Annotated in this window: 16 protein-coding genes and 1 pseudogene; 10 read left to right on the forward strand and 7 right to left on the reverse strand. The window is 56.1% G+C overall.

Going from position 1 to position 16,217, the window contains the following annotated elements; all coding sequences use genetic code 11:
- Positions 1-48 precede the first annotated feature (48 nt).
- Complete coding sequence (locus ACZ46S_RS09470; RefSeq protein ID WP_464061510.1) at positions 49-984, forward strand: SDR family NAD(P)-dependent oxidoreductase; 936 nt, start codon at positions 49-51, stop codon at positions 982-984.
- 123 nt (positions 985-1,107) lie between these two features.
- Here ACZ46S_RS09470 and ACZ46S_RS09475 read toward each other — a convergent pair whose 3' ends face one another.
- Positions 1,108-1,953, reverse strand: a complete 846-nt coding sequence (locus ACZ46S_RS09475) for a LysR family transcriptional regulator (RefSeq protein WP_464061511.1) — start codon at positions 1,951-1,953, stop codon at positions 1,108-1,110.
- Positions 1,954-2,130: 177 nt separating this feature from the next.
- Between ACZ46S_RS09475 and ACZ46S_RS09480 the strand changes: the two genes are divergently transcribed.
- The 4 genes from ACZ46S_RS09480 (at position 2,131) to ACZ46S_RS09495 (ending at position 5,187) form a co-directional block, all read left to right on the forward strand.
- On the forward strand, positions 2,131-3,066 hold the full coding sequence (locus ACZ46S_RS09480; RefSeq protein ID WP_464061512.1) for an alpha/beta fold hydrolase: 936 nt from the start codon (positions 2,131-2,133) through the stop codon (positions 3,064-3,066).
- A 66-nt stretch (positions 3,067-3,132) separates the two neighbouring features.
- Entirely contained in the window at positions 3,133-3,957 is an 825-nt protein-coding gene (locus tag ACZ46S_RS09485) for an oxidoreductase (protein WP_464061513.1), read from the forward strand.
- A gap of 33 nt (positions 3,958-3,990) precedes the next feature.
- Positions 3,991-4,290, forward strand: coding sequence for an EthD family reductase (locus ACZ46S_RS09490; protein ID WP_464061514.1), 300 nt, complete (start codon positions 3,991-3,993; stop codon positions 4,288-4,290).
- Positions 4,291-4,311: 21 nt separating this feature from the next.
- Positions 4,312-5,187: an NAD(P)-dependent oxidoreductase gene (locus ACZ46S_RS09495; protein WP_464064276.1), complete on the forward strand. Its 876-nt coding sequence runs from the start codon at positions 4,312-4,314 to the stop codon at positions 5,185-5,187.
- A 100-nt stretch (positions 5,188-5,287) separates the two neighbouring features.
- Here ACZ46S_RS09495 and ACZ46S_RS09500 read toward each other — a convergent pair whose 3' ends face one another.
- Complete coding sequence (locus ACZ46S_RS09500; protein WP_464061515.1) at positions 5,288-5,866, reverse strand: tyrosine-type recombinase/integrase; 579 nt, start codon at positions 5,864-5,866, stop codon at positions 5,288-5,290.
- Positions 5,867-6,246: 380 nt separating this feature from the next.
- Between ACZ46S_RS09500 and ACZ46S_RS09505 the strand changes: the two genes are divergently transcribed.
- A protein-coding gene (locus tag ACZ46S_RS09505) for an IS3 family transposase (protein ID WP_464061516.1) occupies positions 6,247-7,385 on the forward strand; the annotation gives its coding sequence in 2 pieces (ribosomal slippage) (positions 6,247-6,502 and positions 6,502-7,385; 1,140 coding nt in all).
- Between the two features lie 279 nt (positions 7,386-7,664).
- Here ACZ46S_RS09505 and ACZ46S_RS09510 read toward each other — a convergent pair.
- Genes ACZ46S_RS09510 through ACZ46S_RS09530 form a run of 5 tightly spaced genes read right to left on the reverse strand, consistent with a single transcriptional unit; the run spans position 7,665 to position 12,680 of the window.
- On the reverse strand, positions 7,665-8,447 hold the full coding sequence (locus ACZ46S_RS09510) for an enoyl-CoA hydratase/isomerase family protein (protein ID WP_464061517.1): 783 nt from the start codon (positions 8,445-8,447) through the stop codon (positions 7,665-7,667).
- 13 nt (positions 8,448-8,460) lie between these two features.
- Positions 8,461-9,240: a cyclase family protein gene (locus ACZ46S_RS09515; RefSeq protein WP_464061518.1), complete on the reverse strand. Its 780-nt coding sequence runs from the start codon at positions 9,238-9,240 to the stop codon at positions 8,461-8,463.
- A gap of 27 nt (positions 9,241-9,267) precedes the next feature.
- Positions 9,268-10,599 carry an MFS transporter gene (locus ACZ46S_RS09520; protein ID WP_464061519.1) on the reverse strand — a complete coding sequence of 444 codons (1,332 nt, stop codon included), beginning with the start codon at positions 10,597-10,599 and terminating at the stop codon, positions 9,268-9,270.
- A 53-nt stretch (positions 10,600-10,652) separates the two neighbouring features.
- A complete protein-coding gene (locus ACZ46S_RS09525; protein WP_464061520.1) occupies positions 10,653-11,603 on the reverse strand; it encodes a PDR/VanB family oxidoreductase in 951 nt (316 codons plus the stop codon).
- A 6-nt stretch (positions 11,604-11,609) separates the two neighbouring features.
- Positions 11,610-12,680 carry a Rieske 2Fe-2S domain-containing protein gene (locus tag ACZ46S_RS09530; RefSeq protein WP_464061521.1) on the reverse strand — a complete coding sequence of 357 codons (1,071 nt, stop codon included), beginning with the start codon at positions 12,678-12,680 and terminating at the stop codon, positions 11,610-11,612.
- 268 nt (positions 12,681-12,948) lie between these two features.
- Here ACZ46S_RS09530 and ACZ46S_RS09535 point away from each other — a divergent pair, with 268 nt between their 5' ends.
- The 4 genes and pseudogenes from ACZ46S_RS09535 (at position 12,949) to istB (ending at position 16,210) form a co-directional block, all read left to right on the forward strand.
- The gene (locus ACZ46S_RS09535; RefSeq protein WP_464061522.1) at positions 12,949-13,626 is read left to right on the forward strand and encodes a TetR/AcrR family transcriptional regulator; all 678 of its coding nucleotides are present in this window, start codon (positions 12,949-12,951) and stop codon (positions 13,624-13,626) included.
- A 56-nt stretch (positions 13,627-13,682) separates the two neighbouring features.
- A pseudogene (locus tag ACZ46S_RS09540) lies at positions 13,683-13,790 on the forward strand (IS630 family transposase); the annotation flags it as partial.
- A 121-nt stretch (positions 13,791-13,911) separates the two neighbouring features.
- Positions 13,912-15,438, forward strand: coding sequence for an IS21 family transposase (gene istA, locus ACZ46S_RS09545; RefSeq protein ID WP_464061523.1), 1,527 nt, complete (start codon positions 13,912-13,914; stop codon positions 15,436-15,438).
- Positions 15,428-16,210: an IS21-like element helper ATPase IstB gene (istB, locus tag ACZ46S_RS09550; RefSeq protein ID WP_464061524.1), complete on the forward strand. Its 783-nt coding sequence runs from the start codon at positions 15,428-15,430 to the stop codon at positions 16,208-16,210. The genes istA and istB overlap by 11 nt, the downstream gene beginning before the upstream one ends.
- Positions 16,211-16,217 lie beyond the last annotated feature (7 nt).

A 16,217-nucleotide genomic window follows, 5' to 3' on the forward strand; every position in this document is an offset into this window, starting at 1 on the left:
TTCCCCATATAATAAGTGACTAGGCAGTTATTAATTACGGAGGTAGGCATGGCGGCCGCGAATTCGAAACCCTCTCTGGCGAACCGAAAAGCGTACATCGTCACCGGTCCCACGTCCGGGATAGGTAGGGCCACAGCCCTGGAACTCTCCAAGCATGGAACGGTCGTGCTGGTCGGACGTGACCCCAACCGGCTCGGCGAAGTTCAAAAGCTCGTCGAGAAAAAAGGCATGAGTGCGGCTACAATCGTATGCGACCTGTCCGACATTGCAAACGTGCGGCGTGCGGCCGCTGAGATCGCGGCTCTTCGACTTCCGATCGCCGGCCTGCTCAACAACGCGGGGATTCATGGAGTGCCCGGAACACAGAACGCCCAGGGTTGGGACAAGACGTTTGCGACGAACCACCTCGGACCATTCGTGCTGACGGAGGCGCTGTTGCCTCATCTTCCCGACGGAGCAAACATTCTCTTCGTAGCCTCCGGGGTCGAAGACCCTGAGCGCAAACCCGCCGTGGCCGCCGGATATCGCGGCGGGCGCTTCATCTCCGTCGAGGCGAGCACGCGCGGCGAGTGGGAGGCTGGTGGGTCCACCATGGCGGGGGCGGATGGCTATGCCACCTCCAAGCAATGCGTCCTCGCCGCAGCGTTGGCGCTTGCCCGCGAGAACCCGCGGCTGCACATCAACGCGGTCGAGCCTGGCTTCACGCCGGCGACGAATCTGGCGCGCGAGGCTCCCGCTCCGGTTCGCTTTGTCTCGAAGTACATTCTTACTTTGTTCGCTCCCTTCGTTAAATACTGGAGCACACCAAAGAGAGCCGCACGCGTCATCACTTCGATATTGACCAGTAAATTAGACCAGACGGGCACTTATTACGATGATGGCGGCCAACCAATGCTTGGCTCCGTGCTCGCCCGCGATCCGAGTTTTGGGTTTCGCGTAGTCACCGAGACACGTGCCCTGCTGTCGACTGAGCAACTCGCATAGCTCAATGCAGGCTTCGGATAGACCAGAACTAACGATCGAAATGAGAGTCGTCGCAGCGCTTGCTTGCGCGCCGCTTCCCCCTTGATCGTATCCTTCAAGGCCACCATTGGCATAATGGCAGAGTCACTCGCTGCGAGTAGCAATATCGACGAACGCACGCAGACGCTGCAAGCGCCTCAGGTCACGGTGATAGCCCATCCAGATCTCGCGCGACGGAGGGTCCTCACCGAGATCGAGGCGCCTGATGCCGGCAGTCTGATCGCCGACTGGTCGGGGCAGAACGGCGATCCCGATTCCCCTTGCACACATATGGGCCTGGACATTCCGATTGTTGGACTTCAGGGCAAGGCTCGCCCGAGGGAAGCGGTCTTGCAACCAGGCGATATCGGGAAAGGCGCCGGTCGACGTGTCCATTACGATAAGTCGGGAGCCGCTACCGTCACCGACATAGGGATCCGGCGAGGATGTCGCAACATAGACGCCATACGGCATATGGCGTAGCCGCCTCTGCACAATGTCCGGCGCATCAAAGGGCACGATGCGAAAGGCAATATCCGCTTCGCGCTGCGCGAGATTGAACAGGCGCGTCCCCGTCAGTACCTCGATCTCGACATGGGGATAGGTACGCCCGTATTCCTCCAGTATCGGCGAAAGGACATAGGCGCCAAACCAATCCGCAGATGAAATTCTAAGGGTGCCTTCGAGCTTTTGCACCTGCCCCGCCAGCCGCCTTTCCATGGCAAGGGCGCTGTCCTCCATCTGTTCTGCAAGCGGCAGAATGGCTGCGCCCTCTTCGGTCAGGACAAACCCTTCTGCGGTTCTCTGGAACAGCACCTGGCCTGTTGCTTGCTCCATCGCCTGCAATCGCCTTCCCATGGTTGGATGGCTCAAGCCAAGCGTCCGGGCGGCCGCTCCCAAAGTGCCGTTGCGCGCTATGGCCAGAAAAATGCGCACGTCGCTCCAATCCATCAGCGCCCCACAAAACTGAACGGATATCGTTCATATCTGTTTATTGTAGAACATTTTTGGATGCCCAACATAGGCCCAAGCCCATCGGAGGACTTTATGTTGGAGCGCAAACCCTTTTGGGCCGGAACGCCCGTTCGGCAGACAAGGCGTGGCCATCTCTGGATACCTGGGGAACGCGTGCGTATCTCCGGCCTGACCTATCAGCGCGGGCCGCTCTTCGCGGAATGGGAAACGCCTGAGGCTGTAACCCAACCTTTCCCGATCGTGCTCCTGCATGGCGGCGGCTATCAAGCCACCGAATGGCTAGATACACCGGACGGCCGGCCCGGCTGGGCGCAGCGGCTCGTTGAGGCCGGATATGCCACCGTCCTGGTCGATCGACCCGGGCAAGGCCGCTCCCCGTTCCATGTGGAGACTATGGGGGCGATGGGACCGCCCTTCTCCTATGAAAACGGCCGTAAAATCTATTTCCCCCAGAAGGGCACGTCGAACCACACGCAATGGCCGTTCGATCCCGCCGACGAGGCGGCGATGGACGAATTCATTGCCGGATACGGGCCGCTGCCCGCGGATCTCGCCTTTTCCCAAAGCCTGGAGGCTGATGCCATCGGGCGACTGCTCGACCGGATCGGGCCCTCGATCTTGCTGACGCACTCGGCATCCGGCCCTGTCGGTTGGCTGGTGGCGGATCGCCGACCCGGCGAGGTCAAGGCCATCGTTGCGGTGGAGCCGATGGGTCCACCCTTCGCAGATATTCCCAATATTGGTCCCATGACCTGGGGGTTGACGGCACCACCGTTGACGTTCGAGCCGTCTCCGGCCTCACCGGACATGCTGCGCGCCGCCGCTCCAGGCGCGTTCAAGCTGCCGGCCTTGGCGAACCTGCCAATCGTCGCGGTCACCGGTGAAGCCTCGGCCTTTGCAGCCGCGAGCACGCCGATCATCGCGCAGCTGAAAGCCGCGGGCGCTGCTGCCGAGCTCCTGCACCTGCCGGATCACGGCGTGTTCGGAAATGGCCACGGACTGATCTACGAAAAGAATTCCGACGCCGCTTTGCAACCCGTTCTCGCCTGGCTCAGCAGCCAAACCGCATCGCGCGGCCACGATCACTGATCGCTCGGCACCGGCCCCGCCGTCGCTCAGCGGCGTACGACACATCCATCGACAGGAGATTTTGCCTTGAAAACATGGCTCATCACCGGCTGCTCGTCCGGCCTTGGCTATCAGCTTGCCGAAACGGTCGCATCCCGGGGAGATCAGGTCGTCGCCACGGCACGTGATATCCGCTCGCTCGATCAACTGGCATCGCGGTTCCCCAAGAACCTGCGCTCCTTCGCGCTGGACGTCACCCGGCCCGGGCAAGCAGCAGCGGCAGTGGCCTTCGCGGAAGATCAGTTCGGCGGCTTGAATATCCTGGTCAACAATGCCGGGTTCGGCTTCATGGGCGCGATCGAGGAAGCAGAGCCTTCCGAATATCGCCCTATGTTCGAGACCAATGTCTTCGGCCTGATCGAAACGACGAGAGCGGCTCTCCCCGCTCTGAGGCGTCAACCGGGTAGCCGGATCGTGAACATCTCCTCCGGCGCCGGCATCGCGGGTGCGGCGGGCTATGGCTACTACAATGCCACGAAATTCGCTGTCGAGGGGCTCTCGGAAGCCTTGGCGCAGGAGGTGGCGCCTCTCGGCCTGAAGGTCATCATCGTAGAACCCGGGCCGTTCCGCACCGACTTCCTGGGCCGCTCCATGGCCATCGCTGACCGCCAGATCGATGCCTACCAAGAAACCGCAGGCAAGCTGCGCCACTATCGCGACACGAACGATGGCAAACAGGCGGGCGATCCGGCTAAGGCGATTGCCGTCATGATCAGCGCAATCGACGCTGAAGAGCCGCCTTTGCACCTGCCGCTCGGTCCGATCGCCTATGGCATCGCGGAACGCAAGATTGCGGCGTTCCAAGAAGATATGGATCGCTGGCGCGCAACCGCGATCGAGACGAATTTCTGATTACCTCGCCCCGCAGTCAAGGACTTCGTAAAAATGGTAACAATGTATGTGACTTACGGCGGAACCACAGAAACGCCATTCGACCGAACACATTGGATCAACGTGCATCTTCCGTTGGTTCGCGATGCTTGGACGAAATACGGACTGGAAAGCGTAGCAGGTTTCTTCCCAGAAGGTGATGGCAGCGGGATTATCGCCATTGCCCCGTGTGTATTTCGGGATGAGGCGGCTATGCATGCCGCGCTCGCGTCCTCGGAGACGGTGCGCGTCATGGAAGACGTCGCGCGCGTCACGGCGGTCAGGCCACAGCGAAGCCTCGCATATCCGCTTTGAGCGCCTCGCCTGACCAACCGACTGACACACGATCATAGGAGAGAGGGCATGAATTTGGGATTCATTGGCCTTGGCGCCATGGGCTCGGCAATCGCCAAAAACCTCGCTGCAGCGGGGCACCAGATCAAAGCCTGGAACCGCTCGGGCGTGGAGCTTGATGGCATCACGCGGGTGGCGACAGTTGAGGATGTCTTCGACGCTGATGTCGTGTTCACCATGCTATCCGACGATGCCGCCATTCGTGCCGTCCTGCTTGACAAAGGCACTCTGACAAAAGCGAAGCCCGGCACGATTCACATTGTCTGCTCGACGATCTCGGTCGCATTTTCGCAGGAATTGATTGCGGTCCATGCGGAGGCCGGTTTGCGCTATATCGCAGCCCCGGTTCTGGGGCGGCCAGATGTAGCGGCCAGGGCGGAACTAAATATCCTCGTCGCGGGCGCGCAGGATGCGACGGAAGCCGTGGCGCCGCTGTTCGCGGCGATCGGGCGGCGCACCTGGAATCTTGGTGAAGAACCGCCGCGTGCCAATATCGCCAAGATCGCCTGCAACATGATGATCACCATGGCGATCGAGGCTATGGCAGAATCAACCGTTCTGGTGGAAGGAAGCGGCCTGCCGCGTGATCAGTTCTTTGAACTCATCCTCGGCACCCTGTTCGGCAGCCGACCCTATCAGAGCTACTCGGCAAATATATCGGCCGAACGATATGAGCCGGGATTCAAGGCGGTCCTTGGCCTCAAGGACCTACGCCTCGCGCGCGAAGCTTCCGCTGCAATCGGCAAGTCCCTTCCCATGCTGGATGCGGTGCATGGACGCATGGCACAGGCGGTTAAAGCCGGTATGGGCGGGAAGGATTGGTCTGCGATGGCGGATTACACAATCAACCAGGCGTGAATAATAAACTAAGGAACCCCTCAACAAGTCTTCGAATGCCCACCACGCTTGAGCCGCGACCAGGCCGGGTCAATCGAATGGTGCTTTGCCCTGGTGAATTCTAGCCCTTTCCGCCCGCCGGGCAACGGAGACCACGCGACGTGGCACGGTTATCCGGCCAACAGGCATCGTCTGACCATGAATAAATTGACCAGGGCGCAGCAGGCGAACAGCCAGTCGGCATTCTTGTTGAGAGTATGGCGTTGCGGTCGCGCCCGCCCTTGCTCTGCTTGACCCGGATAAGCATTCGCTTGCTGTCGATATCTGCGATCTTGAGCCGGGCAACCTCGGCCACGCGCAAACCGGCGCCATAAGCTACGGATAAAGCCGCGCGATGTTTGAGGCAGGTGGTGGCGACCAGCAACCGGACGACCTCGTCGGGGCTCAACACCATCGGCAGGTGCCGCGGGTACGCTACCCTGATGAGCCGGCGCGCCAGATCGGGACGATCCAGCGTGGTGGTGAAAAAGAACCGCAGCGCCCCGACATGACTGTTCATCGCCGGCGCCAGCATCCCCGCCTCGCGCGGGGCAACCTGGAACTGGCGGACATCTTCCGCACTCGCCGTACCGGGAGAGGGCCCCAGGAAGACGGCAAAGCGCGAGACGATGGCAAGTAATCGTGCTGGGTCTTGGCGCAAAATCCGCGCACGTTCATGTCCTCGATCATCCGCCGGCGCAGATGGCTGAGCGCAGGCATGGCAACTGGCTTGGTCATGGAAGGCTCCTTTGCAACGAAAAAGCCAAGACCCTCAGACAGGGCCGCCCCAACTCTCAACAAAAACCAAATCAGCGCCTGTGCTACGGCCGCACCACAAGCACCAATCCCGCGCAGCGGCTCGTCGTTCTTCGGGCCCTTCACGCCTTTTCCGTGAGATCCGCTCAATGGAAGCCGAGCGGTCCGGTTGAGGGGGGGGGCGAGCGGCCCGCCAAACGAAGAGCTGGCTCGGCGAATCTGAACAGCCTGGATAAGTGATTTTTCTGCGTCGAAGCGGTGTAGAACCGCGAGCAGGAGAGACGCATGGCCAAACGACCCCGCCGGAACCACAGCCCGGCGTTTAAGGCGAAAGTTGCGGTAGCGGCGATCAAGGGTGAGAAGACGCTGCTTGATCTGGCGCAGGAGTTTGACGTTCATCCGAACCAGATCAAGACGTGGCGTGACCAGCTTTTGGAAGGAGCCACGGCGGTGTTTGGCGATTTGCCCAAGGCCGAGGCGGCGCCGGCGGTGGACGTGAAGACGCTGCACGCCAAGATTGGTGAGCTGACACTGGAACGGGATTTTTTATCGGGCGCGCTCGGCAAGGCGGGTCTGTTGCCGAGCGCAAAAAAATGATCGACCGGAGCGCGAAGCTGAGCCTCAACCGCCAGGCAGCGGCTTTGGGCATCAGCCGGGGCAGCGTGTATTATCAGCCCCGGCCGGTCCCGGCTGCTGATCTCGCGCTGATGAACCGCATTGACCGGTTGCACATGGAGCATCCCTTCGCCGGCAGCCGGATGTTGCAAGGTCTGCTGGCTCAGGAGGGGTTCGCGGCGGGCCGGCTGCACGTCTCCACGCTGATGAAGCGCATGGGGATAGAGGCGATGTATCGCAAGCCCAACACCAGCAAACCGGCACCGGATCACAAAATCTACCCGTATTTGCTGCGTAATTTGCCCATCACCCGGCCCAACCACGTCTGGGCCATGGACATCACCTACATTCCCATGGCGCGGGGTTTCATCTATCTCGCCGCCGTGCTGGACTGGTTCACCCGCAAGGTGCTGGCCTGGCGGGTGTCCATTACCATGGAGGCGGATTTCTGTATCGAGGCGGTGCAGGAGGCGTTGGCAAAGCACGGCAAGCCAGAGATTTTCAATACCGACCAGGGCAGTCAATTCACCGGCACCGAGTTCATCAAGCTGCTCACCGCCCATAAAATCAAAATCTCCATGGACGGCAAAGGCTCCTGGCGCGACAATGTCTTCGTCGAACGCCTGTGGCGCAGCATCAAATACGAGGAGGTTTATCTGCACGCCTACGCCAATGTGCCCGAGGCCAGGGCCGGCTTCGGCCGGTATCTCAGCTTCTACAACACCCGCAGACCCCATTCCGCCCTTGACGGGAAAACACCCGATCAGGCTTACTTCAACACGCTGACGCCAATACCGGTGGCAGCTTAACCAAGGCAGAAAAACACTTATAGAACAGGGTAAAACTGTTCAAACAAACCGAGCCACCTCACGACGCTAAACGTGGAAAGCGGACATTTCGGTTGCCTTTCGGCTCCCCGCTTCCCAAGAGCGAGTGTCAGCTGCGCAACGTTGCCGATTTTTCCTTAAGGAGCCTTCAAGCCTAACACTAATCAGATCGGAGGGGGGCGGCAGGTGGGTTATCGCCCCACCGGTCTTTCACCATTGCGGTAGCGAAATACCACACCAACGCTCGAAGGTGCAGGTGCATCATCCTTTCATCCGCGCCATGCCCTCAAGAGCCAAGCCATATGCCAACAAACCGTGCATCCTACCGCGCAGCTCTTCCGTCAGCGAGATTTTTGTATACCGTCTGACCAAGACTGGCTGCTCCAACAATTTTCTTGCTAGCTCCCATGCCCTGGCATTCAAGGCCTCCCTGGGCATAACTTCATTGACAAGCCCCATCTCCTTCGCTTCTGGCGCTGATATCTTTTGCCCTGTAAGAAGAAAATATCGGCCCCGGTTTAGTCCCATCAACAAGGGCATCACAATATGCATGCCATCACCGGGCACCATCCCACCCGTGAAGTGAGCTGTGTCTTGGAAATATGTATCTTCTGCAGCAAGCACTATATCCCCTAAAAGTGGAATCTCCGCGTGCCGCACTGCCGGTCCATTGATCACAGAGATAACCGGAGCCTCGATGGACAAGAGATGCGGCAACAATTGCTTGCTTTCCCAAAAGATCGGATCGTAGATCTGTGGGGTCATGGAGTTTCTGTTGGGATGCATCCCCGGTTTTATGGCTGGGCCACAAAACTCGTCACCTGTTCCGGTCAAAATAACAACTTCATTCCCGCGATCACGGGATACTTCAAGAAACGCACGTTCCAGCTCGTTGTGGGCCAACAGACTCCAGCGAAGAGGGCCGCCATCTGTGTGAAGCTGCATCTCCAGAATACCGTCTTCACGGTGCATTCGAATCGTCTCGAAACAGTCCTTATAGCTTAGGAAATCTGTTTCGACGCGCTTGATTTGAGACATGGACATGAGTGTTTAATCCTTATCGTTGTTCGTCTTCAAAAATTGCAACTGCTCTTGTCCACCCGGCAGAGGCAGCATGCAATTTCACAGGCAAGCAAGAGATTTTAAAACCGTGATCAGGGAGTTGCTCGAGATGACGAAGTTTTTCTATTTGGCAATACTCCGCCTCCATTCCTGCTTTGTGACCTTCCCAAATAATCGAGCCGTCGCGGCCTTTCGCAAAGCGTTCAGCAACATACTTGAAAGGAGCATCCCAACTCCAAGCATCGGTGCCGACAACACGCACACCCATCTTCACTAAATGCAGCGTAGCATCACGCCCTATTCCGCACCCACTTTCAGTGTAGATAGGATCGCCAAAGCGGGCTCCAGCCGACGTATTAACCACCACAATATCAAAGGGGTTAATCTTATATTGAATTCTTCTCAACTCAGTATCGATATCGTTCGGCTGAACGATGTATCCATCATCGAAATGGCGAAAGTCTAGCTTCACTCCCGGACGGAAAAACCAGTCAAGGGGCATTTCGTCGATGGTTCTGCTACGAGTTCCATCAATCATCTTCGATGAATAATGCCAGGGTGCGTCAACATGTGTACCATTATGACTAGATAGATTGACTCGCTCCAACGCGAACGCTTCACCGCCAATCAGATCTCCCTTATGCAAATCATGATAACGGCGTTGGAGTACCTCTACCGTCTCCGAATGCTTTACGTAGTCTATTTGAAACTCATATCCTGGCGGGTCAGAAGGAACATTATTCTGAAGCGACATAGACAGATCGATAAATTTCATCTTTAGATCCTTTATCAGCGTGCGCGCTCAAGAGAGCTTCTTCTGTGGCGAGGGTCTGATTGCTAAAAGCAACATCACCGCGCCAGCGACCAGCAATGCAGCTATAATGCGATTTCCTAAGCTAAGATTACCTGTCAATTCCTTCGTCCATCCCATGACGATCGGGCTGACGAAACCGCCTAAAAGGCCAAGGCTATTTATAAGTGCGATTCCCGCTGCGGCAGAATTGGCTTTTAAATGCGATACTGGCAGAGTCCAGAGCAAGGGAACCGTTGTGAAGATTCCAAGAGATCCAGCCGAAAGAATGATCATAGAAACAAGAATATCGCCTTTGAAATTCTGTAGAAAAACCAAGCAAAGTGCTCCGACGATTGCAGAAATAGCACAATGCCAACGGCGCTCTTGTCTGTAATCTGAGTGTATGGAAATCACGATCATCCCAATCGTCGCGACGCAATAGGGAACTGCGATCAGAAGCCCTATATGAAGAGGATTCGACACTCCAAGTCCAGTGATCGTCGCCGGGAGCCAAAAACTGATCATGTAGATGCCGCAGATGAAACAGAACCAACTGAATGCGAGAGCGTACAGTTTCCAATCTAAGAATGTAGCTAAACTAAGATGTTTGGAGGTATCAGGTTTTTCGACTTCAATGTCGCGTTTAATGAGGGCTTTCTCATCCGAGTTTAGCCAGCTTGCAGCCTCAGGTTTATCATCCAGATAGAAATAAATAGCTCCCCCCATGAGCACCGCAGGAAGTCCTTCAATCAAGAACATCCATTGCCAGCCCATTAATGCCATGCCTCCAGACATATCTTTCAGTATCCACCCCGAGAGCGGGCCGCCGAGAATACCAGCGACTGAAAATGCGCTCGAGAACAATGCCGTCACACGCCCTCTATATTTTGAAGGATACCAATAGCTGAAATATAAGATTACCCCTGGAAAGAAGCCCGCTTCAAAGGCTCCAAGGAAAAACCTGAGTACGTAGAACGTTGTCGAATTATGGATGAATACCATCGAGATGGATGTTACTCCCCACAAAACCATAATTCTGGTAATGGTCTTTCGTGCTCCAATCTTTTGAAGCACAAGATTGCTTGGGATCTCAAAGAGGAAGTAACCTAGAAAGAATATCCCCGCACCTAAGCCGTATATGGCATCACTGAAGCCAAGCGCAGTTTTCATTTGCAGCTGAGCAAAGCCAACATTGATTCTGTCAAGGTATGCAATAACGTAGCAAAAAAACAGCATGGGAACTATCTTCCAAGTGACTTTACGATACGTTTCTTGCGACAACTTTCCTTCAGTCGAACGCGCCATCCCGTCTGTCAAAAACCTTTCCGACATCGTTTCCATCCGATCTTTTGTTTGATTTTATTTCAACTTGTCTAGAAGACCTTGCGATAAATCTAGATGTTTATCTTCAACGTGGGACCAGCCGCACGTGAGCAGCAAATCATCATTGTTCGTTGCGAATCATGCTTTTCTGGACTGGAAACCGTATCATTGTGAACAACCCGGCCTTCGAGGACCTCCACTTCGCAGGCACCACAAGTACCTTCTTCGCATGAATACTGGAGATCCAAGCCAGCTCTCAAGCATGCTCTCAAAATAGAGTCTTCTGGCAGTACTTCGACATCGACGCCAGATTTTTCGCAATGAACAACGAAGCTATCTTCAGATACGATTGGCAAATTCCCTGAAAATCTCTCCGTATGGAGTTTTTCAGGAGGCATGCCTACTGTCGCAACATCAAATTCGGACAGCATCGCGGTTGGACCACAACAGTAAAACTGCGCATCGGGTTCAGCGTTACGGAGAATTGCCGTCACGCTAGGTATCAATGATCTCCCACCTTCGGTTGAATACAGAAAGGCAGTGCTTTGCTGCTTGAGCCAGGATCGATAAAGGTGCTGACTTGACCGCTTTGCCCAGTAATGCAGTTCAACATTTGCGTTTTCAAGAAGGAGCTTCTTATACATCCCAAGCAATGGGGTGACGCCGATACCGCCTGCCAAAAGGACGGTTTTGCACTTTGTCTCTTGCAAACGAAAATTATTTCGAGGCGTCGATATATGGAAATTTTCTCCAACAATACTACTATCATGCAGAGCCACGGACCCCCCCCTTCCCGTAGGATCCCGCCGCACAGCGATTTTATATTCCTGAAGCGTAGCGCCGTAATTGATAAGGGAATACTGCCTCAGTACTCCACTTTGTACCTCAATATCTATGTGGGCCCCTGGGTCCGCTGCCGGCAAATCAGAACCATTCGCTCGACCAAAACTATAGATGTTGATGTCTTCGGCGCCGTATTCGATGCTATTTAACCGAACAACAATTTCGGGTGTTTGCGTCATCTCAGATCAAACCACTCCGTATGTTATGTTCTTTGTCCGTAACCATTGACGATAGCGCTGCCCCATCAGATCAGTACGATGGTGAAGTTCATATCTTAGATCAGAAGGAATACGCTCGGGGCGCTGCCTTTCAACAATTTCTTGGTCTTCGGTAAAAATTCTGTGCAGGCGAGAGCGAACCTCTTCTGCGCTGGGACCAGGCTGCATGGTGAATGCCGCGACGACACGCAAAATGCATTCGGTTTCGCCAATCGGCTGGAGGGTAAAGAAGTTGGTATAGAAGTTTTCTCCGTTGGCAACTGGTGTCCAATTGCTATCAACGTCATTCATTCGCTTTTTTAGGTGGCCAACAAAAGGCCGAAATACGCTATAAACGTAATGGCTGATAACGGGAACACCTCTCGCATCCCCCTTGGGCTGCCTCAGTGTTATCTCCGACGTCTCCAAGCCCGAAGCCGTTTTGAATACCTCGTAAGGTGCGATTACATCCGGGGAGTCAGCATCACCATTCGTGCCGTTGTGGACAAATGGGAAATGAGACGCATCTAGAAAGTTTTCCAGAGTCCGGAATCCATTTGCATGGAAATGCCAAGGCCCACACATGACCTTAGTATACCGGTCATCGTCCCACTCGTTCAAAACGGGAATTGATTCGGAAGGCGTACCCAAAGATGTCCACACTAAGCCATATTTTTCTTCGGCCAAATGCGGAAACGCTTGTGCTTTTTTCATGGGCGCTTCTGTGGGAGCAGCGGGCATAAGCGTGCATTTCCCTGCGCAGTCGTAGTGCCAGCCATGATAGGGACAAATTACCTGGTCGTCTTTGATCCAACCACGAGAAAGAGGCGCCCCACGATGGACGCACAAATCTTCCCAAACATGGATTCCACCATGGCTATCCCTCCAGGCCACTAGATCTCGCCCCAAGAGCCGAATTGGATAGAGTAGGCCCTGATCGAAATCGCTGGAGTACCCGACGACGTGCCAATCATTGAGTAGAACCGTATCCTGACACCCTACGTTTGCCGTCAAGGGTTTGTTGGGATCTATCGCCTGACTTGAATTCTTGTTCAGCATCAACCGTTTCTCCTGGTATTTTTAATTCTGACACGGCGCTCGATCAGCGAAATTAACGACCTCAAGTACGCCGAGCGCCGTAAGCTAGCGATAAAGTGGCCGTTGGCTGCCAAAAGATGACCCTAAAGCAGGTTGACAATCTGCTTTTTCGATCCTCATATGGGGGTATATTCTCTGATCGATCGATCAGTCAAGGGTTTGTTAAAAAGCGATTTGCGTTATATTCTTTTTGAGGTGGTGTATGGTGGAAAACGGGATAATCGCGGAAATGCCAATCGAGGCAACACCTGTTATCAAGAAGATGCCGGAGACCTCCCCTTCCGAGCCAATCGCGGCACGCGCGATTTCATGCATCTTGGACGCTTCCGAAAAAGTATTTGGATCACGCGGCTTTGAAGGGGCTGGAATGCGCGCTATCGCAGAAGAAGCCGGGATTTCACAATCGCTTCTGCATTACCATTTCAAAAATAAAGCCGCTTTATACGAAGCAACCTTTGAAAGACGGGCAAGTGTTATAAGCCGTGTCCGTCTCAACAAGCTCGATGAGCTTTGCGCCGCGCAAAGCGATATCGCGCTCGAGCAAGTGCTATCTATTTTATTTATGCCGTTGGACGAATTGCTCGGCGAGCCAAAAGGTAAGTTGCTGTTTTATATACAAATGCTGGCCGAAGTTACTACCTCACCCGACGATCGTTCCGTGGCGATCGTAAAAAAGTTTTACGATCCTTCCGCTCTTTATTTTATCCCCGCGTTCAGAAAAGCTCTCCCGAAGCTAACTCAAGACCAAGCTGCTTGGGCATACCTCTTTGCAATTGGAGCCCGTATGCAGGCTCACTCGCTAAATGGCCGCGCCGAACGCCTCGGCGCCAAATCTTTGGGAAAGCGCCCTTATTCAATGCTGGTTCGCTTCACCGCAGCAGGTATTAAGTCGCTCGTAAATACCTAGTGCATTGACGCTTTCATAAGATTCACGTTTTTGGCTGGACATGCGAATGTTGTGGCATGGCCCAAACCGTCAGTGTCCTCGTCCCTGTGGAAGATCGCGAGCGACTGCTCGCCATTATCGGCGACCGCAACCGTCCGATAAAGCATGTCCAGCGGGCGCAGATCGCTTTGTTTGTTGATTTCCACTGAGAAGTGACCCGGGGAGGCCGGATTTTTCCACTGAGAATTGACCCATGTTTGACTGTTTCCCCGTCTGGAAGAGGCGGGGGCGAACGGAGTGTTGGACATGGCGTTTTTGAGCATTATTCGCCGGTGGCATAAGCGTGAGCATGTGCCGATCCGGGAGATTTCCCGGCGGCTTGGGGTGTCGCGGAACACGATCCGCAAATATCTTCGGTCTGACCAGATTGAGCCGAAGTTTCAGGTTCCGGACCGTCCGAGCAATCTGGACCCATATGCCGAGAAGCTGGCGGCATGGCTGCGGCGTGAGGCGAGCCGGCCGCGCAAGCAGCGGCGGACGGTCAAGCAATTATACGGTGACCTTGTCAGCCTTGGCTATGACGGGTCCTACAACCGGGTGGCGGCCTTTGCCCGCGCCTGGAAGGAGGAGTGCAAACGTCTGCAGCAGACTGCCGGGCGTGGCACTTTCGTGCCCTTGGCCTTTGCGCCAGGTGAAGCGTTTCAGTTCGACTGGAGCGAGGACTTCGCGGTCATTGGCGGTATCCGCATGAAGCTGCAAGTAGCGCATACCAAGCTGTGTTACAGCCGCGCCTTCATTATTCGTGCCTATCTGCTGCAGACGCATGAGATGCTGTTCGATGCCCATAACCACGCCTTCCGGGTGCTCGGCGGCGTGTCGCGGCGGGGAATTTACGACAACATGAGCACGGCCGTGGACAAGGTCGGCCGCGGCAAGGAGCGCAGCATCAACCTGCGCTTCCAGGCGATGACCAGCCATTATCTCTTCGAGCCCGATTTCTGTAACCCGGCTTCAGGCTGGGAGAAGGGGCAGTTTGAGAAGAACGTTCAGGATGCCCGTCATCGCCTGTGGCAGTCCATGCCGCCCTTTGAAACCCTCGATGCCCTCAATGAGTGGCTGGAACAACGCTGCCAGGAGCTGTGGGCGCAAACGCAGCATGGCAGTGAGCCAGGGACGATCGCCGATGTCTGGGCGAGCGAAGTCGAGAACCTCATGCCCATGGGGCGGCCGTTCGATGGGTTCGTGGAACACACTAAGCGGGTCTCCTCGACCTGCCTGATCCATTTTGAGCGCAACCGCTACAGCGTGCCAGCATCATTCGCCAACCGGCCGATCAGCCTGCGCGTTTACCCCAACAGGCTGGTGGTGGCGGCGGAAGGCCAGATCATTTGCGAACACCTCCGCATTATTGAGCGGACACACGGTCCCGGCCGCACGATTTATGACTGGCGGCATTATCTGGCGGTGATTCAGCGCAAGCCAGGCGCATTGCGCAACGGCGCGCCATTCCTGGAATTGCCCGATGCGTTCCGGCGTTTGCAGCGGCATCTCCTGCAGCAGCCAGGCGGCGACCGTGACATGGTGGAGATCCTGGCCCTGGTGCTGCACCATGACGAGCAGGCGGTGCTGGCTGCGGTGGAACTGGCGCTGGAAGACGGCGTGCCGGCCAAGACGCATATCCTCAACTGGCTCCACAGGCTGATCGACGGCACGCCCGCCACCCCGCCAGCCGTGACGGCGCCGCAGGCGCTGAGCTTGGCCAATGAGCCCAGGGCCGACGTCGAACGCTACGACAGCTTGCGCTCCACCGGGGAGACCCGCCATGCGTCATGATCCCGCCGCCGGCGCACTCATCATCATGCTGCGCAGCCTGAAGATGCACGGCATGGCGCAGGCTGTCGACGAACTGGCCCAGCAGGGGGCGCCGGCCTTCGAGGCCGCCATCCCCGTGCTCTCTCAGCTGCTCAAGGCCGAGACCGCCGAGCGCGAGGTCCGCTCCATGGCCTACCAGCTCAAGGCGGCTCGCTTCCCGGCCTATCGCGACCTGGCCGGCTTTGACTTCGCCAGCAGTGAGGTCAATGAGGCCCTGGTCAGGCAGTTGCATCGCTGCGACTTCATCGAGCCCTCTGACAATGTTGTGCTCGTCGGCGGCCCAGGCACGGGCAAGACCCATATTGCCACCGCCCTCGGGGTGCAGGCCGTCGAGCACCACAAAAAGCGCGTCCGCTTCTTCTCCACCGTCGAGCTGGTCAATGCCTTGGAGCAGGAAAAAGCCCAGGGTCGGAGCGGTCAGATTGCTGGCCGCCTGATCCACGCCGATCTCATCATCCTTGATGAGCTCGGCTATCTGCCCTTCAGCGCCTCAGGTGGTGCTTTGCTGTTCCACCTGCTCAGCAAGCTCTACGAGCGCACCAGTGTCGTCATCACCACCAATTTGAGCTTCAGCGAATGGTCCGCCGTCTTCGGCGACGCCAAAATGACCACCGCTCTCCTCGATCGCCTGACGCACCATTGTCACATCCTGGAAACCGGAAATGACAGCTTCAGGTTCAAGAACAGCTCGGTGCAGAAATCCCAAAAACGAAAGGAAAAAATCAGCCCTTGACCCCATC

This window comes from Acidocella aluminiidurans, assembly GCF_055383125.1.